Source organism: Streptomyces sp. NPDC006259 (genome assembly GCF_042870975.1).
Classification (GTDB): Bacteria; Actinomycetota; Actinomycetes; order Streptomycetales; family Streptomycetaceae; genus Streptomyces.
In genome coordinates, this window is the sequence record NZ_JBIAHY010000001.1 from 1,137,571 (window position 1) to 1,157,587 (window position 20,017).

Here is a 20,017-nt window from a genome sequence, read left to right on the forward strand (position 1 = left end):
CCAGAGCGCCACCCGTGAGCGAGGAAACCGCGCGATGCACCAGCCAGAACCCGACGTCGGACCGCGGGTCCTGCACCTCACCCAACCCGTGGACGGCGGCGTCGCCCGTGTCGTGACGGACCTGGCGGGCGCCCAGCTCGCCGCCGGACTGCACGTCACCGTCGCCTGCCCGGAGAGCCCCCTCGCCGAGGACCTGCGGTCCCTGGGCGTGGCCGTACGGCGGTGGGAGGCCTCGCGGGCGCCGGGGCCCGCGCTGCCCGGTGAGGTGCGGCGGCTCGGACGGGTGCTCGACGCGGTGCGGCCCGACCTGGTGCACGCGCACAGCGCCAAGGCCGGGCTCGCCGGGCGGCTCGCCGTACGGGGGCGGATCCCGACCGTGTTCCAGCCGCACGCCTGGTCGTTCGAGGCGGTCGGCGGGGTCACCGCCGCCCTCGCCCTGCGATGGGAGCGGTCCGGGGCGCGCTGGGCCGACCGGCTGGTGTGTGTCAGCGAGGCGGAGCGGGCGACCGGAGAGCGGGCCGGGATCACCGGGCGGTGGACGGTCGTCCCCAACGGCATCGATCCGCGGCGCTTCCACCCGGCGCCCGCCGGCACCGCGCGCGCCGCGCTCCTGCCGGACACCGACCCGGCCGCCCCGCTCGTGGTGTGCGTGGGGCGGTTGTGCCGGCAGAAGGGGCAGGACGTGCTGCTGGCCGCGTGGGACGCCGTGCTGGCCAGGGTGCCGGGGGCCAGGCTCGCCCTGGTCGGCGACGGCCCGGACCGGGACGCGCTGCGCCGCCGCGCCCCGGAGTCGGTGGTCTTCGCCGGGTCCGTCGCCGACGCCGTCCCCTGGTACCAGGCCGCCGACCTGGTCGTGCTCCCCTCGCGCTGGGAGGGCATGGCGCTGGCCCCGCTGGAGGCGCTGGCCTGCGGGCGGCCCGTGGTGGTGAGCGAGGTGGACGGCGCCCGCGAAAGCCTGCCGGCCGCGCTCGCGCCCCGCTGTCTGGTCGCCCCGGAGGACACCTCCGCGCTGGCCCGGGCGGTCGCCGAGCTGCTGCTCGACCCACCGCTGCGGGAGCGCCTCGGCCGTCAGGGGCGCCGTTACGTCCTGTCCACGCACGACGTGCGGCGCACGGCCGGGCAGATCGCGGGCGTGTACCGCGAGCTGCTCGGCCGGCCGCCGTCCGCAGCCGGTCACACGGCGCGGGTCGTGCCCACCGAGTGCAGGGAGTCCATCCACTCGTGACTGCGGAAAGCACCGTCCCCTCCCCCGGCGGGCAGCCCGGGTTCGCCCACGTCTCGGTCCTGCCGCGGCGCGAGAGCGGAGCGGGATTCCGGTTCCCGGCCCGGCGGCCCGCCATCCGGCCCGTCTCGCCGCTGCCCCTGCTGCTCGCCGACGGTCTCGCCGCGTCGGCGGGCGCCCTGGCGCTGACCGGGGCTCAGCGCCACCCGCTGCTGATCGCCGCGCTCGTGGCGGCGACGACGCTGCTGCGTCCGGGCCGCTCCCGCCCGGTCGCCGGCATCCTGGACGAACTGCCCGCCGTCTGCGGCCGGATCGCGGTGGTCTGGCTCACGCTGGGGGCGCTGGTGGCGGCGTACGCCCCGACGCACGCGCTGTCCGCGCGCACCCTGGTCCTCGGGTTCGCCGCGCAGGCCCTGGCCGGCTGTACCGGGCGGGCCGTCGTCCATCTGCGGCGCCGCCGGGCGTTGCTGCGCCGCCCGCGCGCGGCGCTCGTGATCGGCCCGGCGGCCACCGCGCAGCGGGTCGCCGCCGCCGTGCTGCGCCATCCCCGCTACGGGGTGCGGCCGGTCGGGATCGTCGCCGAACACCCCGGCCACCCCGACGGCGCGGACGGGCTTCCGGTGCTGACGACCGGCGAGGAGGTGCAGCGCGCGCTCATCCAGAACGGGGTCCGCGAGGTCCTGTGCGTCCACCCCTCGGTGCGCACGGCGCAGGGTCCGCTGCTGCGGGCGCTCGCCGAGTCGGGCTGCACGGTGTGGGAGGTCGACGCCGACACCCCGTCGTACGCGACCCGTGAGCAGCTCGCCGGATTCCCCTGCCGGCGGCTGGGCATGGGCACCGGGAGCGGCGGCGGTGCCGGCAAGCGACTGCTGGACCTCGCGGTGTCCGGGACGCTGCTGCTGCTGGTCAGTCCGCTGCTGCTGGCGTTCGCGACGGTGCTGCGGCTGACCAGCGGGCCGGGCGTGGTGTTCCGGCAGGAGCGCATCGGCAAGGACGGGCGCCCGTTCACGCTGCTGAAGTTCCGCACCCACCGTCCGGTGGACGAACACGAGTCCGCGACCCGGTGGAGCGTGGCGGGCGAGGTCCGCATGAGCCCGTTCTGCCGCTTCCTGCGCGAGACGTCGCTGGACGAACTGCTCCAGCTGTGGAACGTGCTGCGGGGCGATATGAGCCTGGTCGGGCCGCGCCCCGAACGGCCCTACTTCGTGGGCCAGTTCAGCCAGACCTACCCCGGTTACGCGGCCCGGCACCGGATGCGGACCGGGATCACCGGACTCGCCCAGATCCACGGGCTGCGCGGCGACACCTCCATCGAGGACCGGGCCCGTTTCGACAACGCCTACATCGACAACTGGTCGCTGTGGCAGGACATCTGCATCCTGCTGCGGACCGCGGCCGCCCTCGTGCGACCGACCGGGAGCTGAAGCCGTCCGATGAGTCCCGCCCTGCCCCTGCCCCGTGCCCGGACGCTGTCGCCGGTGCTGCCCGTCGTCGCCGTGGTGGCCCTGCTCGCGCTGCCGGTCTCCCCCGGCGGTGAGGGCGGCGCGGGACCGGCCGACGCGCTCTCCGCGCTCGTCGTGCTGTTCTGCGCGGTCCGGCTGCTGCGGCAGCGGCGGCGCCCGCTGTCCCGTACCGCGGCCGTGGTGCTGGGGCTGCCGGTGGCCGGGCTGGCGCTCGCCGCGATGGGGGCGTCCTCGCCGGGCGCGGGGATCGGCGGTCTCGGCCGCTATCTCCAGGTGTTCGTGCTGGTCCCGGCGGCGGTGCTGCTGCTGATCCGCGACCGGTCCGACTTCCGGCTGCTGGCCTGGTCGTTCGTGGGTCTCGCGGGCTGGCAGGGCGCGGTCGGCGCGCACCAGTACGTCACCGGGACCGGCGCCTCCTACCAGGGCGAGGAGATCCGGGCGGTCGGCACCTTCGGCGCGCAGGACGTGATGGGCATGGCGACGGTCGTCTCGTTCGGCCTGGTCTGCGCGGTGGGACTGGCGCTGGGCCGGTCGCCGGTACGGCAGCGGGCGGTCGCCACCGCCTGCGCCCTCGGGCTGCTGCTGCCGCTCGCGCTGTCCTTCAGCCGGGGGGCGTGGATCGCGACGGCGGTGACCTGCGCGGCGCAGCTGGCGCTGGCCGGGCTGCGGCGGGCGCTGAAGGTGGGCGCGGTCGCGGTCGCGGTCGGGGTGGTGCTGGTCGGCGGTCTCGGCGTCGGCACGGCGATGCTCCAGGAGCGCATCAGCAGCATCACGCAGGTCGCGGACGCCCCCGACCAGTCGGTCACCGACCGGTACACGATGTGGGCGGCGGCGGCCGGGATGTGGCGTGAGCAGCCGCTGACCGGCGTCGGGCTGAAGGGTTTCCCCGAGCACCGGGACGCGCACGCCTCGCTGGCGCTCTCCGCCGGCAGCGACACCGAGGGCGCCGGCGCCGGCTACCGCAAGCAGCCGCTGCTGTCCCCGCACAACATGTACCTGCTGGTCCTGGGCGAGCAGGGCCTGATCGGGCTGCTCGCGCTGGCCGGCGGCTGGCTGGCGCTGCTGGTGTGCGCGCTGCGCGGGCTGTCGCGCGCCCACCGGCACCGGGCGCCCGGCCTCGACTGCGCCCTCGTCGCCTGCGGCCTCCTCGTCTGGCAGCTCACCGACTTCCTGTACGCCGACATCGGCGGGCCCTCCACGGTGCTGACCGCGGTGGTGCTGGGACTGGCCGCCTGGTGGGCGCTGGTCGGGGGCGAGGAGGCTCGCGGGGAGGAGTCGCCCGTGGGACGCGAGGGTCGCGCGCGGGCGCTCGGGAGCGGCGGCCGCGAGGAGGCGCTCGGGCGATGACGGTGACGCCTTCCCGGGCCCCGCGGGCGGACGGCGACGCGGACGACGGCGCGGTCCTGCCGCCGGCGCGGCCCACCGCACGGGCCGGGGCGCCGTCCGGGGTGTCACCCGAGCCGACCCAGGTGTCCGGGGGGTTCCTCGCCCGTGCCGCCCTGGTCACCGCCGTCCTGTCGGTGGCCGGTTCGCTGCTCGGGCTGGTCCGTGACCAGGCGCTGGCCCGGTTGTTCGGGGCGGGCCGGGACACGGACGCCTTTCTCGTCGCGTGGACGGTGCCGGAGTTCGCGGCCACGCTGCTCATCGAGGACGGGCTGGCGTTCGCGCTGATCCCGGCGTTCAGCATGGCCCTGGCCCGGCGCGCCCGGGGGGCCGGCGGCGACCCGGTCCGGGCCCTGGTCGCCGGCACGCTCCCCCGGCTGTCGCTGGCGTTCGTCGCGGTCGGCGTCCTCGTCGCGGCCCTCGCCCGCCAGCTGGTCGGGGCCCTCGCGCCCGGTCTGCCCGACCCCGGGCTGGCCGTCGACTGCACCCGGCTCACCGCCACCTGTGTGGTGAGCTTCGGGCTCGCCGGGTACTGCAGCGCGGCCCTGCGCGCCCACCGGCGGTTCGTGGCACCGGCGGCGATCTACGTGGCGTACAACACCGGGATCGTCACGGGCATGTTCGTGCTCGGCGAGCGCTGGGGAGTGCGGTCGGCGGCGGCCGGCGTCGCGGTCGGCGGCTGCCTGATGGTCGCCGTGCAGCTTCCTTCGCTGTGGGGTCAGTTGCGCAAGCGCGAGGCGGGGACGGCGGGCGTCGCCGAGGAGCCGCGGCCGCTCGGTGGGGCCGTCGTGGCGACCGTGCTGCTGTTCGCGCTGTGCCGGCAGTCCCAGGTCCTGGTCGAGCGGTTCCTCGCCTCCCAGCTGCCGTCGGGGGCGATCTCGCATCTGAACTACGCGCAGAAGGTCGCGCAGATGCCGATGATCCTGTCGCTGATGGTGTGCACGGTCACCTTCCCGGTGGTCGCGCGGGCGCTGGCCGACGGCGACACCGAGCGGGCCCGTGACCGGGTGCAGCGGGACCTGGCGCTGGCCGCGTGCGTGGTGCTGCTGGGCGCGGCCGCGGTCGTCGCCTGTGCGCCGCAGATGATCGAACTGTTCTTCCAGCGGGGCGCGTTCACCGCGCGGGACACCGCGGCGACGGCCGGCGTGATGCGGGTGTACGCGCTCGGACTGCTCGGCCAGACCCTCGTCGGCGTACTGGCCCGCTCCTACTTCTCGACGGGCCGCGCCTCCTGGTACCCGGCCGGCGCGATGGCCGTCGGGATCGTCGTGACCTCCTGGCTGGGCGCGCTGTGCGTGGCGCCCTGGGGGGTGTACGGGATCGCCGCCGCCAACGCGGCCGGCATCACCGTCACCGCCCTGGTGCTGCTGGCCGGCACCGCGGGCGGTCCGGGCGGCACCTCCCCGAGGCGGGGCGCGCACCGCGTGCCGCGCGGTGTGCCGCTCCATGTTCCCGGCGTGCTCGCCGAGTTGAGCCGACCCGTGCGGGCGGCCCTGGTCGCCGCCCCGGCCGGCGCCTTCGTGGGGGGCCGGTTCGGTGACCCCGCGGCGGGGCTGGTCGCCGGGACGCTCACCGTGACCGCCGTCTTCGTCCTGCTGGGCTGGGCGCTGGGCGCCCAGGGCATCGCCTCCGCACTCCGATCCGTCCGTTCCGCGACCCGAAGGCTGCCGCATGTCCGTTCCCGTTGACGCCACACCCGGTCCCGTCCCCTGGGTGGCGATGTACCACTCCGTGGGCGACTGCTCCGACGATCCCTACCGCATCACGGTCACGCCGGAGCGGCTGGACCAGCAGCTGACCTGGCTGGCCGGGCAGGGGCTGCGGGGTGTCTCGATGGCCGAGCTGCTCGCCGCCCGCGCCCGGGGCGAGGGCCGTGACCTGGCCGGACTGACCTTCGACGACGGCTACGCCGACTTCCTCACCGGCGCCCTGCCCGTGCTGCGCCGGCACGGCTGCACCGCGACCCTCTTCGTGCTGCCCGGCCGGCTCGGCGGCGACAACGCCTGGGACCCGCTCGGCCCCCGCCGACCGCTGCTCACCGCCGACGGCATCCGCGAGGCCGCCGCCGAGGGCGTCGAGATCGGCTCGCACGGCCTCACCCACCTCGACCTCACCCAGGCGGACGACCGCACCCTGACGGCCGAGACCGCCGGCAGCCGGGCCACGCTCGCCGAGCTGCTCGGCACCGGCGTCGCGGGGTTCTGCTACCCGTACGGGACGATCGACCGGCGGGCCGTGGACGCCGTACGGGACGCCGGATACGCGTACGCCTGCGCCATCGATCCCGGACCGCTGACCGGCCCGCACGCCCTGCCGCGCGTCCACATCGGGCAGAACGACACCGCCGCCCGGCTGTTCCTCAAACACCGGCTGCACCGGCTGCGCCGCCGCCCCGTGGCAGGCCTGCGATGAGGGCGCTGCACATCATCACGGGCCTGGGCGTCGGCGGCGCCGAACAGCAACTGCGGCTGCTGCTGAACCACCTGCCCGCCGACTGCGACGTCGTGACGCTGACCAATCCCGGCTCGGTGGCCGACGGGCTGACCGCGGACGGGGTGCGCGTGGTCCACCTCGACATGGCCGGCAACCGCGACCTGGCCGCCCTGCCCCGCCTGGTCCGCGTCGTCCGCTCCGGAGGCTACGACCTCGTCCACACCCACCTCTACCGCGCCTGCCTCTACGGCCGCCTCGCCGCCCGGCTCGCCGGGGTGCGCGCCATCGTCGCCACCGAACACTCGCTGGGCGACTCGCAGATGGAGGGCCGTCCGCTCACCCCGGGAGTCCGCGCCCTGTACCTGGCCGGCGAGCGGCTCGGGCGTGCCACGGTCGCCGTCTCCGCGACGGTCGCCGAACGCCTGCGGCGCTGGGGGGTCCCGGCCGACCGGATCGAGGTCGTCCCCAACGGCATCGACCTGGCCCGCTTCCGCTTCGACCCGGACCGGCGCCACCGCACCCGGCGCCGCCTCGGCCTGCCCGACCACGCCCGGGTCGTCGGCGCCGTCGGACGCCTCCACGCGGGCAAACGCTTCGATGTCCTGATCACCGCCCTGGCCGGACTTCCCGCCGACCACTATCTGCTGCTGGTCGGCGGCGGCCCCGAGGAGAGCGCCCTGCGCCGCACCGCGCGCGAGGCCGGGGTCGCCGACCGGGTCCTGTTCACCGGCGAGCGCCCCTGCGTGCCGGACGGCAGCCCCGGCCCCGACCTGCCCTCCCTCACCGCCGCGATGGACGTGTTCGCCTCCCCCTGCCCGGAGGAGGCGTTCGGCCTGGCCGCCGTCGAGGCCCTGGCCTCGGGACTGCCGGTGCTGTACGCGTCCTGCCCGGCCATCGAGGACCTCCCCGCGCACACCGCGCCCGCCGCCCGGCGGGTCGCGGGCGGCCCCGAGGCGTTCGCCCGGGCGCTCGCCGACACCCGCGCCGCCGCTCCCGGCCCGCGCACCGCGCCCGAGGCCGCCCGCCACTACGACATCACCCGCAGCGCCGCCCGGCTCATGGACGTGTACACGGCGACCGTGGCCCGACGGCCGCTGCCGTCCCCCTCGTCCGCCCCGTCACCTCAGGGAGTCCCCTCCTCATGACCGAGAACCTCACCCGGCCGCACCGCCGCTCCGGCGCCCTGAGCCGCGCCAGGACGCTCCCCCCGTGGTCCCTGCTCGCCGCCGGCGCCCTCACCGGCGGCCTCCTCGGGGGCACGTACGGCGTCCTGAATCCGCCCGTGTACACGGCCACGGCGTACGTCGTCGCCGTCCCGACCGAGAAGTCCGACCCGGCGTCCGCGCTGGGCTTCGCGCAGGCCTACGGCCGGGTCGCCACCCAGCTCGCGGTGCTCGGGGACGCCCAGGTGTGGGCGGGCGTCCCGGTGAGGACGCTCCAGGGCGCGGTGCGTACCGCAACCTCGCCCGACGCGCCGATGGTGTCGATCACCGCGACCTCCTCGCGCGCCGACCTGGCCGCCGACATGGCCAACGCGGTGTCCCGCGCGCTGACCCGGCACGCCGCCGAGGCGAAGGCCGCCACCAACGTCGAACTGGAACCGTTCGCCCGCGCGGTCGAGCCCGCCGAACCCTCCTCGGCGTCCGCCGCGGTGACCGGGCTGGTGGGTGCCAGTGCGGGTGGCCTGCTGGGCGGCCTGTTCCTGCTGGTGCGGCCGCGGGGGAGCCGGCAGGAGGCCGCGAGACCGGCCGCCGTGCCGAGCCCGGCACTCGCCGCCGACGCCCACGGAACGCTGTGAAGCCGGCGTACACCACCGAAGTCGTCACCGACGAGAAGGATTTCGCCGCCCTCGCCCCCGCCTGGGCGCGCCTGTACCGGCGGTGCGCGGCGGCCACCCCGTTCCAGAGCCACGCCTGGCTGCACTCGTGGTGGCTGTCGTACGGCAGACGCGGCCGGCTGCGGCTGTTGGTGGTGCGCTCCGGCGACGACCTCCTCGCCGTCGCCCCGCTGATGGCCGTACGGCGTCCGCTGCCCACGCTGGTGCCGCTCGGCGGGGCGATCTCCGACTACGGCGACGTGCTGGTCGACGACGAGCGGGGGGAGACGGCCCTGGCCGCGCTCACCGAGGCGCTCGCGGCTGCCGCCCGCACCGCGCTGATCGACTTCCGGGAGGTCCGGCCGGGCGGCGCCGTGGAGCGGGTGTACGAGCGCTGGAGCGGACCGCGGCGGCGGGTGAGCGACTCGCTGTGCCTGGAGCTGCCCGCCGTGCCGATGGACGAGCTGGTGGCCCGGCTGCCGTCGGCGAAGGCGCAGCGGGTGCGCGCCAAGCTGCGCAAGCTGACCGCGCTCGGCGTGCGGCGCGAGGTGGTCCGCCCCGACGAGGTGGACTCGGCGCTGCGGCGGCTGCTGGAACTGCACCGGTTGCAGTGGCAGGGGCGGAAGGTGACGAACGAGCACCTGCGCCCCCGCTTCTGCGAGCACCTGGTCCGCTCGGTCGGGCCGATGGTGCGCTCCGGGGACGCGGTGGTCACCGAGTTCCGCCTCGAGGACGACGTGGTGGCCGTCGACCTCACCCTCCTCTCGCGCAGCCTGGCCGGCGGCTACCTCTACGGCGCCCATCCGCGGCTGCGCGAGCACAAGGCGGACGTGGCGGTGATGCTGCTCGACGCCTGCTCGGAGCACACCCGCCACGAGACGTGCGGCGCGCTGAGCCTGCTGCGCGGCAACGAGCCGTACAAGCACCACTGGCGGCCCGAACCGGTCGTCAACCAGCGGCTGCTGCTGGCCCGTCGGCGCACCGCCCCGCTGCTGTCGGCGGCGGTGTGGGACGTGGCCGCACGACGGCGGGGCAAGGAGCTGCTGCGCCGCTGGGAGGACCGGCGGGAACGGCGGGAGCACCGGGCGCGGGCCGGCGGCGGCGGGTCCTGAGGTGGGCCTGCCGCCGCCGGGGGCGTCTCACGGGAACAGTTCAGCGGTTGCGCGACCACCAGTCCAGGCGCACGCACAGCCTGCCGCCGATCCAGTGCTCGACCCAGTCGCCGAGGTTCAGCGGCGAGCAGTTCACCGTGGGCTGCGGAGCCGGCGCGGTCGAGGGCTTGGGGGTCTCCGGTACCGGCGTCACGGGTGCGGTCGGTGTGGCCGGCGTGGTGGGCGTGCTGGGGGTGGCCGGCGGTTCGTCGGTGCGACCGGAGAGCACCGCGCGGTAGACCGCCGACGCCCCGGGGTTGCGCGAGCACTGCCACACACCGTGCGGACAGTAGTCGGTCACCGTGTTGTACAGGGGTTTGTGCTCGTCCATCCAGGCGAGCATGCGCCGCATGTATTCGGTGTTGTCACCGTTGCGGAAGAGCCCCCATTCGGGATAGGAAATGGGCTTGCCGTGACTTTTGGCGAAGTCCACGTGTTGCTGGAGTCCGTAGGGCTCCGTCACCTGCTCGTCGAAGGAAATCCCCGTCGGCTGGTCGTAGGAATCCATTCCGACGATGTCGACCGTGTCGTCCCCCGGATAACACTGCGTCCAGGGAACGGCGTCCCGGCCACGGCTCGGGGCGAAGTCGAACTTGAATTCCTGGCCCGGCACCGCCCGCATGGCGGTGACGATCCGCCTCCAGTACGTCTTCCAGGCCTCCGGGTCCGGCCCGCAGCGATGGGTGTACGTGATGCCGTTCATCTCCCAGCCGAGCACGATCACCGTGTCCGGCGCGTTCGCCCTCACCAGCCGCTCGGCCAGCCTGCGGAAGTGGTGATCGAACTGGCCGGCCGCGCCCTGCCGCAGCAGCCGTCGCACCCCGGTGTCGGACACGCCCTCCTCGTTGCGCTCCAGCATGGGGACGTTGAGGACGAGCATCCGGTCGTCCTTCCCGGCCCGCCAGTCGGCCCACACGTCGAGGAAGCCGGGCCGCCCCTCGATGTTGCTCCACCGGTCGCCCGGCAGGTAGGTGTGGCCGACGCGCAGTTCGGCGCCGTCCAGCCAGTGGCTGAGCTGGGCCATCCTGGCCACGCCCAGCGGGCCGTAGTCGAGGTAGGCGCCGAAGGCGGGGCCCGGGCCGGCGGCGGGTGGCGGGGTGGGAGCGGAGGTCGGCTTCGCGGTCGGGCTCACGGTCGGGCCGGCGGTCGTGGCCGGGGGTCCCGAGGAGGTGGGGTTCGGTGCCGGTTCGGCCGTGGCGGGGGTCTCCGGCGCGGTGGGCGCGGTGACGGTCGGCGTGGGGGCGGGAGGATCGGCGACCCGCGCCACCCCCGCGCCCGCGGCGAATCCAGGGCCGGACGCCAGCGCCGCCGACGCCGCGACCGCCGCCGCGACGACGGCCAGCCGCCGGGACCGGGCGCGTCGCTGCTGTGGGGCCATGCCTGCTCCTTTCTCCACTCTCGTGCTGTCACCGATGCGCAAGCGCATTACTGACACTCAGTCATATGAAAGTCACAGGAAAAGGAATCACGCCACCGCCGTTACGGCTTTCGAGTGCCCTGATAGTCCGCACCGGTGAAACAACCGAAGGAAACAGACGTGTCGCACCTCGACACCCGCGTCCCCGCCGTACTCCTGCGCATCGACCGGAATCCCTTCCACCACGGAACGCTGGGCGCCGTGCGCTCCCTCGGCCGAGCAGGGATCGACGTCCACCTGGTCGCCGAGGTGACCGGGAGTCCCGTCCGCGAATCCCGTTTCGTCCGCCGACTGCATCCCCCGCCGCCGCCCGGCGCCACCGCCGGTGACATCGCCAACGCGCTGCTGGGGATCGCCGCGCACATCGAGCGGCCGGCCGTCCTGATCCCGATGGACGACGCGAGCGCCGTCGCGGTGAGCCGCCTGCGCGCGGAACTGGCCCCCGCCTACCTGCTGCCGCAACAGCCCGCCGCGGTGCCCGAACGCGTCGCCGACAAGGCCGAACTGGCCGGGCTGTGCGCCGCGGCGGACGTCCCGCACCCGGTCACCGTCGTCCCCGACAGCGCGGCACAGGCCGCGTCCGCCGCCTGGCGGCTCGGCCTGCCGGTGATGGCCAAGTGGAGCCGGCCCTGGCTGCTGCCGTCCGGGACCGGACTGCGCAGCACCGTCGTGGTGCGTTCCCCGCAGGAGGCCCGTGAGCTGTACCTGCGCAGCGAGGAGGCCGGCAGTCGGCTGCTGCTCCAGGAGTTCCTCCCGCCGGGCACCGACCGCGACTGGTTCTTCCACGGGTACGCCGACCGCTCGGGCGCGCTGCGCGGCGGCGGCCCCGGCCGCAAACTGTGCGCCTGGCCGCGCGGCGCGGGGCTGACGGCGGTCGGCGAGTGGTCCCCCAATCCGAAGGTGCGGACCCTGGCCGAACGCCTCACCTCCCAGCTCGGCTACCGCGGCATCCTCGATCTCGACTTCCGCCGCTGCGACACGACCGGCCGCTATCACCTGCTCGACTTCAACCCGCGTCCCGGTGCCCAGTTCCGCCTCTTCACCGACACGGCGGGCCTGGACGTCGTACGCGCCCAGCACCTCGACCTGACCCACCGTCCCCTGCCGGACGGCCGCGCGCGCCCGGGCCGGACCTTCGTCGTGGAGAACTACGCGCCGCTGACCGCCCTGCGGCGGGCCAGGCCCGGCGGCCGCGAACTCGCCTGGCACGCCGGTGACGACCCCGTGCCCGGCCGGGCCATGTGGAGCCTGTGGGCCGCCCACGTGACCCGCCGGCTGCTGGGCCGGCTGCGCCGGATCGGCGCGGCCGGCGCGACGGGCGTCCTCCCCCGCGTGGTCCGCCAGGGACCGCCGCCCCCGTCGTCCCTGACCGGCCTGCCCGAGGTACCGCACGTGCCGTGCGCGGCCGACCCGGCCGACGACGAGAAGGCGAGCAGCCGCTGATGTACGACCTGCTGGTGGTGGGAGCCGGCCCGTACGGTCTGTCGATCGCGTCGCATGCCGCGGCCGCCGGGCTCAGGCTGCGCGTCTTCGGCCGGCCGATGGCCTCCTGGCGGGACCACATGCCCGCCGGGATGTACCTCAAGTCCGAGCCGTGGGCGTCCCACCTCTCCGACCCGGACCGGCGCTGGCGGCTCGACGCCTACTGCGCGGGCCGCGGGACGACGGCGCGCCACGGCGAACCGATCCCGGTGGAGGTGTTCGCCGAGTACGGGCTGTGGTTCGCCCGCAACGCGGTCCCCGGGGTCGACGAGCGCACGGTGACCGGGATCGCGCCCCGGACGGGCGGCTTCGAGGCGGTCACCGAGGACGGGGAGGTCTTCGCGGCCCGCACGGTCGCCCTCGCCGTCGGCGTCATGCCGTTCGTCGAGATCCCCCCGCCCCTGCGCGGGCTGCCCCGCGACCTCGTCACCCACAGCAGCCACCACCACGACCTGTCCCGGTTCGGTGGCCGGGACGTCACCGTGATCGGCGGTGGGCAGGCGGCCCTGGAGACGGCGGCCCTCCTCGCCGAACAGGGCACCCGCGTACGGCTACTGGCCCGCGCCGACCGCCTGTGCTGGAACGACGTGCCACCGCCCTGGCGGCGTCCCCGGTGGCAGTCGGCCCGCGCCCCGCACAGCGGCCTCGGCTGCGGCTGGCGCAACTGGTTCTACGCCGAGCGGCCCGGCCTCTACCGGCGCCTGCCGGAGCCGACCCGCGCGCGGATCGCGTCGACGGCGCTCGGACCGGCAGGCGCCTGGTGGGTACGGGACCGGGTCGAGACCGCCGTACCGGTGCGGCTCGGCCAGGAGGTCACGACGGCCCGCGCGGTACCGGGCGGGGTACGGCTGGAGGTGCGGGGCGCGGGCCCCCTGGAGACCGAGCACGTCATCGCGGCCACGGGGTTCCGGGCCTCGCGCGACCGGCTCGGGATGCTCGCCGACGAGCTGCGCGGCACGCTGGCCGTGGTGGGGGACGGTTCGCCCGCGGTCGGAAGGGACTTCGAGTCGTCCTGCCCCGGCCTGTTCCTGGCCGGTCTGGTCACGGCGTCCGGATTCGGCCCGGCCATGCGGTTCGTGCACGGCGCGACCTTCACGGCGGGGACCCTGGTGAAGGGGGTACGGCGCCGGCTGCGGGCCGGGGTGCCGGGCGGCGCGATCGCGGTGCCCGACGGGCGGTCACGGCAGGACGCGCCGGACACCCTGCCGGCCTGAGACCGGCCTGGGACCGGCCTGAGACCGCCACGAGTGCCGGGCGCGTGCGAGGCGTCCGGCACTCGTCGCCGTCATCGCCGTCACCGACGGGACGCGGCCCGGCCTCGTCGGTACAGCAGGGCGCCGCCGGCGATCAGCACGGCGCTGGCCCCCGAGGCCGCGAGCAGAGCCCCGCTACCGGTGTGCGGCAACTCGGGCCGGGGTCCGCCGTGCGGCGGAGAGGTGTGATCACCGGGGGGCGGGGGCGTGTGGCCACCGGGCGGGGGCGAGGTGTGACCACCGGGAGGCGGGGAGGTGTGACCGCCGGGAGGGGGCGACGTGTGACCACCCGGCGGCGGGGACGTGTGACCACCCGGCGGCGGGGACGTGTGACCACCGGGAGGGGGCGACGTATGACCACCGGGAGGCGGGGACGTGTGACCACCGGGAGGGGGCGACGTATGACCACCGGGAGGCGGGGACGTGTGACCACCGGGAGGGGGCGACGTATGACCACCAGGCGGAGGCGACGAGTGACCACCGGGCGGCGGCGACGTATGGTCGCCCGGCGGCGTCGTCTCGCCGCCGCACGTGTCGCCGTAGCCTCCGCACTCCTCCTCGGGGCTGTCGCCGTAACCCGGCTGGTCCCCACCGGAAGGGGAGTCGCCATAGCCCGGCTCCTCGTCGCCGGAAGGGGAGTCGCCGTAGCCCGGTTCCTCGTCGCCGGAAGGGGAGTCGCCGTAACCCGGCTCCTCGTCGTCGGAGGGGGAGTCGCCGTACGACGGTGCCGTGTGGCCGCGGTCCTGGCCGTGCGCGCCCGAGATGTTCGCACAGGAGTCGCCGAGGGCCGGGTTCAGGGCGGCGGCGACGTCGACCGCGTCGCCGCAGGCGTTCGGCGGGGCCGCCGGCGGGGCCTCGGCGCCGTTGCCCGACACGGCTCCGGGCGAGTTCCTGGCGGTGCCGTTCGCGGATGAGTCGGCGAGGGCCGAACCGCCGTACAGGGACAGAATGCTCGTCGCGGCGGCGGCCGCGACCATTCCCTTGCTCAGGGTCTGTCGCAATCTCGTGGTCTTCCTGCTTGGAGAAGTGGGAAAAGCCGGCCCTGGACGTGGAACTCGGTGTCCGGGGCCGGCCTCGATCCAGCCAGACGACTGGTGCGACTGTCGGTCAGTCGTTGACGCAGGTGTTGCCGACTGCCGGGTTCAGCAGACCGATCACGTTCACGGTGTTACCGCAGACGTTGACCGGGATGTGGATCGGAACCTGGATGACGTTGCCGGAGAGGACACCGGGGGAGCCGATGGCCGCGCCGTTGGCACCGGCGTCGGCGAAAGCCGGGGCGGCCCCACCGAGGGCCAGAACCAGACCTGCGACGACAGCAGCGGTCTTCTTCATGATTTTCCCTTCTCAGCGGTCACGCCTGGATGACGGTCGAAACCGAGCGAGCACAACAGGGACGGCTCGCACCATGACCACAGCCTGCACACGAGGAATTGACGACCGAGGTGACCGCGAACCGGCGCCACGACGAATTCATGCGAATGCCTCACTCCACAGCGCGTCACTCCCCCGGTGGGAGCAACGTCGCCGTTCCGTTCCGCCCGGCGCGATTCCCGCCGGACGCGAGCGCGCGGCCCGCAGAGAGCTCAGCGGGCCGCGCGGGGACGACTCGGTCTCAGCCGCCGTTCGCCGACAGGACCGACAGGTCCTCCAGGATGTGCGACAGGGCACCGTCGCGCTTGCTCTGGGTGGAGTTGTCGGAGCACTGCTGCGCCAGGTCGTCCGACAGGATCGGGACATCCTGGATCGGGACGATGTTGATGACGGCGACGTTGATGTCCTCGAGCGCCGCACAGGGCTTGTTGAGCGAGCCGTCGACCAGCGAGAGCTGCGGGCTCATGTCGCCCTTGGTGGACGAGTTGCCGAACGCCGCCGAACCACCGTTGCCGTTGGCCACGGACGGTCCCGAGTCGTCACCCGTGGCAAGAGCCTGGGGAGCGGCCGCAACCGACATACCGATGACAGAAGCGGCGGCCGCCGCAGCGACCATTGCCTTCTTGAGCACTTCGCGTTCCTTTCCTCGTAGCGACGCACTGTCGTACGGCGAGATCAACCCGGCCCGGCGGGATTGGTTGCGGCAGTTCACCCGGTTGGCCCCAAAACCGCGGAACGACCGGGCCGGAGCGCCCGTCGAGCGCGTGGGCCGATCGAGTGAACGGGAGAAACTGCTCGGCCTGTTCGGAGTTGACCAGGAGGCTCCGGTGGACGGGGTTTCCTCAGAAAGGACAGGCCAGTGATCAAGAAGGTTCTTGCCACCACGGCAATCGCCGCTTCCGTCATGGGAGCCTCCGCCGCCGCTGCTCCGCAGGCATTGGCGATCGGCGACGACAGCGGCCCCACGCTGTCGAACGGCAACGGCGCGATGCAGAGCTACGGCAACTCGGCGACGTACGGCAACATGAGCCCGCAGATGGCGCTCATCCAGGGCTCGTTCAACAAGCCGTGCATCGCCGTGAACGACATTCCCGTCGCCGTCCTCGACGTCGTCCCGATCCAGAACGTCCCGATCCTGTCGGACGACCTGACGCAGCAGTGTGCCGACAACTCCACGCAGACCAAGCGCGACGGTGCGCTGGCCCACCTCCTGGAGGACGTGTCGATCCTGTCCGCGAACAGCGAGGGCTGACAGCGGCACGGCCAGGGGCGGACACCGACGCGGTGTCCGCCCCTTCCGCATGGCACGGGCACGCCGGCACGTGCGGCACGAGGTGGTGCGGAGGGGGCTCGAAGAGGGCACGGCGGAAGCCCGCCGAGACCGGTGGTGATCCTCCGTCGGCCTAGGAGACGATGTCCTTGCGGGCGAAACCGCGGAAGGCCAGGGCGAACAGCACGAGGGCGTACGTCACCGAGACGGCGGTGCCCTGGATCATGCCGGAGTACTCGGCGGTGGGCTGGATGGCGTCGGCCCAGGCGAACTGCCAGTGCGCGGGCAGGAAGTCGCGCCAGTCGCCGAGGGCGGTGACGGCGTCGAGGACGTTGCCGACGATGGTCAGGCCGACCGCGCCGCCGACCGCGCCGAGGGGGGCGTCGGTCCTCGTGGAGAGCCAGAACGCGAGGCCGGCGGTGACCAGCTGGGACACGAAGACGTATCCCACGATCACCACGAGCCGCTGGGCGGCGGTGCCGGCGTCGAGGGCGCCCCCGGTGGGGATCTGTAGCGGGCCCCAGCCGTAGGCGGCGGTGCCGACGGCGAGGGCGACCACCGGCAGCAGCACCATCGCGGCGAGACTCAGGCCGAGTCCGACGACGAGCTTGGACCACAGCAGGCGGGCGCGCGGGACGGGGGCGGCGAGGAGGTAGCGCAGCGAGGCCCAGCCGGCCTCCGAGGCCACGGTGTCGCCGCAGAACAGGGCGACCGGGATGACCAGCAGGAAGCCGGCGGAGACGAACAGGTTGACCGCGGCGAAGTTGGCGCCGGACGAGGTGGCCGTGTCCATCAGGTTGACCCGGTCGCCGCCCTCGCCCGGTTCGCCGCCGATCGCGAAGGCGATGGCCAGGACGAACGGCAGGGCGGCGAGGACGGCGCCCATGACCAGCGTGCGGCGGCGCCTGAGCTGGCGGGCCAGTTCGACGCGCAGGGGCAGGGTGTGCGAGGCGCGGTAGCCGGAGGCGGTGGCGACGGGCACGGTGTGCTCGGTGTGCGGGCCCGGCTCGGTCAGCGTGCTCATGCGGAGCCTCCGATCAGGGTGAGGAAGGCGTCTTCCAGGCGGCGGTGCGGGCCGACCGATTGCACGGGCACGTCGAGCCGCACCAGCTCGGCGACCAGGTGCTGGGCGGTGCCGTCGGCGTCGAGGCGGACGAGGAGTCCCTCGTCGGTGCGGACGGCGGAGGCGACGCCGGGCAGCGCGGCCACCTTCTCGGCGAGCGGCTCCTCGACGGGCGTGGCGGTGCCGACGAGGAGGGTGTCGCCGGAGCCGACGATCACGCCGACCGGGCCCGCCTGGACCAGTCGGCCGCGGTCCATGACCACGAGGTGCGTGCAGGTCTGCTCGACCTCCGCCAGCAGGTGGCTGGAGACGATCACCGTGCGGCCGGCGGCGGCGTACCGGATCATCACCTCGCGCATCTCGCGGATCTGGGGCGGGTCGAGGCCGTTGGTGGGTTCGTCGAGGATGAGGAGGTCGGGCAGGCCGAGCATGGCCTGGGCGATGGCCAGGCGCTGGCGCATGCCCTGCGAGTAGGTGCGCACCGCGCGGGCCAGGGCGTCGCCGAGGCCGGCGATCTCCAGGGCCTCGTCGAGGTGGGCGTCCTCGGGCGGGCGGCCGGTGGCCCGCCAGTACAGCTCCAGGTTCTGCCGGCCGGACAGGTGCGGGAGGAAGCCGGCGCCCTCGACGAAGGCGCCGACGCGGGAGAGGACGGGGGCGCCGGGGCGGATGGCGTGGCCGAAGACGCGGATCTCGCCGCCGTCCGGCTTGATGAGGCCCATCAGCATGCGCAGGGTGGTCGTCTTGCCGGCGCCGTTCGGGCCGAGCAGTCCGAGGACCTGGCCCTTCTCGACGCGGAAGGAGAGGTCGCGGACGCTGTAGCGGTCGCCGCCCGCGTACTTCTTGCTCAGGTCGGTGATCTGGAGCGGTACCTCGGCCAGGTGCGGGTCGGGGGCGGGTGTCGCGATGCGGCGGCGGCCGGTGAGCAGCAGGGCAAGGGCGAGGGCCGCGCCGGCGAGGGGCAGCCACCACACCCAGGACGGCAGCGGGGCGGCCGCGGTGCTCACGCCGGCGGCGGTGGGCACCTTCAGGTCGCCCTTCAGGGAGACGGTGTACGTCGCCGGGGCGGCCGGGGAGGCGTAGCCGAGGTCGGTGGAGGCGAGGACCAGGCGCAGCCGGTGGCCCTTGTCGACCTCGTGGTCGACGGCCGGGAGGGTGAGGGTCACGTCCTTGCCGGCTCTGGCGCCCTCGACGCGGACGGGGGCGACCAGTTGGGCGGGCAGCACCTGTCGGCGGCCGTCCGGGCCGACGTCGTAGACCTTGGCGAACAGGACGGCGTCCTCGCTGGTCGATCTGACGTGGACGGTGGCCGTCGGGGAGCCGGTGACGCGCAGGTCCGTGGTGACGGGCGCGGAGGTGAACGCGGCGAACTGGCCGGGGAAGTCGAGGGAGACGCCGAGGCCGAGGGAGGACAGCTGGGAGAGGCCGCCGCCACCGAGTCCGGGCAGGGCGGAGACGGCGGGCGGGCTGGCGCCCGGCGGGTTGGCGAAGGACTGCTCGCGGCCGGTCAGGGCGATCGGGCGGTCGCCGCCGGTCAGTCCGGGGTAGGTGTCGTCGCTCGCGCCGCGCAGGAGGGCGGCGCCGTCGGTGGAGTCGACGCCTCCGGTGCGGGTGATGCGGAAGGCGGGGCCGGTGTCGGCGCTCTCGTCGTCCTTGAGGTAGCGGTCGAACCAGGAGGTGACACGGGCTTGGACGCGGCTCGTCTCCAGGTCGCCGCCGTCGTGGCCGCCCGCGATCCAGTCGACGTCGACGGGGGCGCCGTTGGCGCGGATGGCCTTCTCGGCGGCGTCGGACTGGGCGAGGGTGAAGAGGGAGTCGGTCTGGCCCTGGAGCAGCAGGGTGGGCACCTTGACGCGGTCGCCGACGGCGGACGGGGAGCGCTCCTCCAGGAGGGCGCGGGCGGCGGCGTCGGGGGTGCCGGACTCGGCGACCCGCTCGTACATCGCGCACAGCTCGGGCTCAAATCTGGCGCAGCCGCCGCCGGTGTTGAAGAAGACGCCGGTCCACAGCTTCTTGAACACGCCGTCGGGGAACAGGGCGTCGGCGAGGTTCCAGTAGGTGATCGCGGGGGCGATGGCGTCGACGCGGTGGTCGTGTCCGGCGGCCAGCAGGGAGATCGCGCCGCCGTAGGAGGCGCCGGCCAGGCCGACGCGCGGGTCGCCGGCCTTGTCGAGCTGGACCTGGGGCTGCTTCGCCAGCCAGTCGATCAGCTTCGAGACGTCGGCGACCTCGCCCTTGGGGTCGTTCAGTCCGATCTTGCCGGTGGATTCGCCGAAGCCGCGTGCCGACCAGGTCAGCACCGCGTAGCCGTCGGCGGCCAGGTCCTGCGCCTGCCCGCGGACGTCCTCCTTGGTGCCGCCGAAGCCGTGCCCGAGCAGGACGGCGGGGCGGCGGCCGGAGCCGCCGGAGGTGAAGTAGGAGGTGTCCAGGCGTACGCCGTTCACCGTCATGACCTGGTCGGCGCGGTGCACCGGGGGTGTGTCGTCCGAGGCCGCCGCCGTCCACGTGCCGGCGCCGGCGAGCACGGTGACGGCGGCCGCGGCGGCGATCGTCCGCCGCGGCCGCCGCGGTCCGCGCAGTCGAAGATCCATGCGTCAACGGTACGGGGTGGAACTGTCGGGGAGTTGTCGACCGGAGACCGAACTGCGCGACCTCCCGTAGGCGTACGGCGGGGTGCCGGCGTACACCAGGCG

Annotated in this window: 17 protein-coding genes; 11 read left to right on the plus strand and 6 right to left on the minus strand. The window is 74.6% G+C overall.

The genetic code is table 11. The features are described 5' to 3' along the window. The first annotated feature begins 34 nt into the window (after positions 1-34). Genes ACFYO5_RS04760 through ACFYO5_RS04795 form a run of 8 tightly spaced genes read left to right on the plus strand, consistent with a single transcriptional unit; the run spans position 35 to position 9,429 of the window. Positions 35-1,225 carry a glycosyltransferase gene (locus ACFYO5_RS04760; RefSeq protein ID WP_388704172.1) on the plus strand — a complete coding sequence of 397 codons (1,191 nt, stop codon included), beginning with the start codon at positions 35-37 and terminating at the stop codon, positions 1,223-1,225. Next, a complete protein-coding gene (locus ACFYO5_RS04765; protein WP_388704176.1) occupies positions 1,222-2,646 on the plus strand; it encodes an exopolysaccharide biosynthesis polyprenyl glycosylphosphotransferase in 1,425 nt (474 codons plus the stop codon). The genes ACFYO5_RS04760 and ACFYO5_RS04765 overlap by 4 nt, the downstream gene beginning before the upstream one ends. 9 nt (positions 2,647-2,655) lie before the next feature. Beyond that, positions 2,656-4,032 carry an O-antigen ligase family protein gene (locus ACFYO5_RS04770; RefSeq protein ID WP_388704179.1) on the plus strand — a complete coding sequence of 459 codons (1,377 nt, stop codon included), beginning with the start codon at positions 2,656-2,658 and terminating at the stop codon, positions 4,030-4,032. Next, on the plus strand, positions 4,029-5,756 hold the full coding sequence (gene murJ / locus ACFYO5_RS04775; RefSeq protein ID WP_388704182.1) for a murein biosynthesis integral membrane protein MurJ: 1,728 nt from the start codon (positions 4,029-4,031) through the stop codon (positions 5,754-5,756). The genes ACFYO5_RS04770 and murJ overlap by 4 nt, the downstream gene beginning before the upstream one ends. Beyond that, entirely contained in the window at positions 5,740-6,480 is a 741-nt protein-coding gene (locus tag ACFYO5_RS04780) for a polysaccharide deacetylase family protein (RefSeq protein WP_388704184.1), read from the plus strand. The genes murJ and ACFYO5_RS04780 overlap by 17 nt, the downstream gene beginning before the upstream one ends. After that, positions 6,477-7,646, plus strand: coding sequence for a glycosyltransferase (locus ACFYO5_RS04785; protein WP_388704187.1), 1,170 nt, complete (start codon positions 6,477-6,479; stop codon positions 7,644-7,646). The genes ACFYO5_RS04780 and ACFYO5_RS04785 overlap by 4 nt, the downstream gene beginning before the upstream one ends. Beyond that, positions 7,643-8,299, plus strand: a complete 657-nt coding sequence (locus tag ACFYO5_RS04790) for a lipopolysaccharide biosynthesis protein (protein WP_388704190.1) — start codon at positions 7,643-7,645, stop codon at positions 8,297-8,299. The genes ACFYO5_RS04785 and ACFYO5_RS04790 overlap by 4 nt, the downstream gene beginning before the upstream one ends. Beyond that, the gene (locus ACFYO5_RS04795; protein WP_388704193.1) at positions 8,296-9,429 is read left to right on the plus strand and encodes a GNAT family N-acetyltransferase; all 1,134 of its coding nucleotides are present in this window, start codon (positions 8,296-8,298) and stop codon (positions 9,427-9,429) included. Before ACFYO5_RS04790 ends, ACFYO5_RS04795 begins: the two co-directional genes overlap by 4 nt. Positions 9,430-9,469: 40 nt before the next feature. On the opposite strand, the gene ACFYO5_RS04800 is transcribed toward ACFYO5_RS04795, so the two are convergent. Further along, positions 9,470-10,846 (minus strand): glycosyl hydrolase, encoded by a 1,377-nt coding sequence (locus tag ACFYO5_RS04800; RefSeq protein ID WP_388704196.1) that lies wholly within the window; start codon positions 10,844-10,846, stop codon positions 9,470-9,472. A gap of 159 nt (positions 10,847-11,005) precedes the next feature. On the opposite strand from ACFYO5_RS04800, the gene ACFYO5_RS04805 reads away from it, so the two are divergent. Further along, positions 11,006-12,328: an ATP-grasp domain-containing protein gene (locus ACFYO5_RS04805; RefSeq protein WP_388704198.1), complete on the plus strand. Its 1,323-nt coding sequence runs from the start codon at positions 11,006-11,008 to the stop codon at positions 12,326-12,328. Next, entirely contained in the window at positions 12,328-13,581 is a 1,254-nt protein-coding gene (locus ACFYO5_RS04810; RefSeq protein WP_388704201.1) for an FAD-dependent oxidoreductase, read from the plus strand. The genes ACFYO5_RS04805 and ACFYO5_RS04810 overlap by 1 nt, the downstream gene beginning before the upstream one ends. An 80-nt stretch (positions 13,582-13,661) precedes the next feature. Here the strand turns inward: ACFYO5_RS04810 and ACFYO5_RS04815 are convergent, their stop codons facing one another. The 3 genes from ACFYO5_RS04815 to ACFYO5_RS04825 form a co-directional block, all read right to left on the minus strand. Further along, positions 13,662-14,597 (minus strand): chaplin family protein, encoded by a 936-nt coding sequence (locus tag ACFYO5_RS04815; RefSeq protein WP_388704727.1) that lies wholly within the window; start codon positions 14,595-14,597, stop codon positions 13,662-13,664. Between the two features lie 130 nt (positions 14,598-14,727). Beyond that, positions 14,728-14,955, minus strand: a complete 228-nt coding sequence (locus ACFYO5_RS04820) for a chaplin (RefSeq protein ID WP_356559851.1) — start codon at positions 14,953-14,955, stop codon at positions 14,728-14,730. 280 nt (positions 14,956-15,235) lie between these two features. Beyond that, positions 15,236-15,625, minus strand: coding sequence for a rodlin (locus ACFYO5_RS04825; RefSeq protein ID WP_355908432.1), 390 nt, complete (start codon positions 15,623-15,625; stop codon positions 15,236-15,238). Between the two features lie 228 nt (positions 15,626-15,853). Between ACFYO5_RS04825 and ACFYO5_RS04830 the strand changes: the two genes are divergently transcribed. Continuing rightward, on the plus strand, positions 15,854-16,246 hold the full coding sequence (locus ACFYO5_RS04830; protein WP_356559852.1) for a rodlin: 393 nt from the start codon (positions 15,854-15,856) through the stop codon (positions 16,244-16,246). A 151-nt stretch (positions 16,247-16,397) separates the two neighbouring features. Here the strand turns inward: ACFYO5_RS04830 and ACFYO5_RS04835 are convergent, their stop codons facing one another. Together ACFYO5_RS04835 and ACFYO5_RS04840 are read right to left on the minus strand one after the other, a co-directional pair. Then, on the minus strand, positions 16,398-17,288 hold the full coding sequence (locus ACFYO5_RS04835; protein ID WP_356559853.1) for an ABC transporter permease: 891 nt from the start codon (positions 17,286-17,288) through the stop codon (positions 16,398-16,400). Continuing rightward, positions 17,285-19,915 carry a CocE/NonD family hydrolase gene (locus ACFYO5_RS04840; protein ID WP_388704206.1) on the minus strand — a complete coding sequence of 877 codons (2,631 nt, stop codon included), beginning with the start codon at positions 19,913-19,915 and terminating at the stop codon, positions 17,285-17,287. Before ACFYO5_RS04840 ends, ACFYO5_RS04835 begins: the two co-directional genes overlap by 4 nt. Positions 19,916-20,017 lie beyond the last annotated feature (102 nt).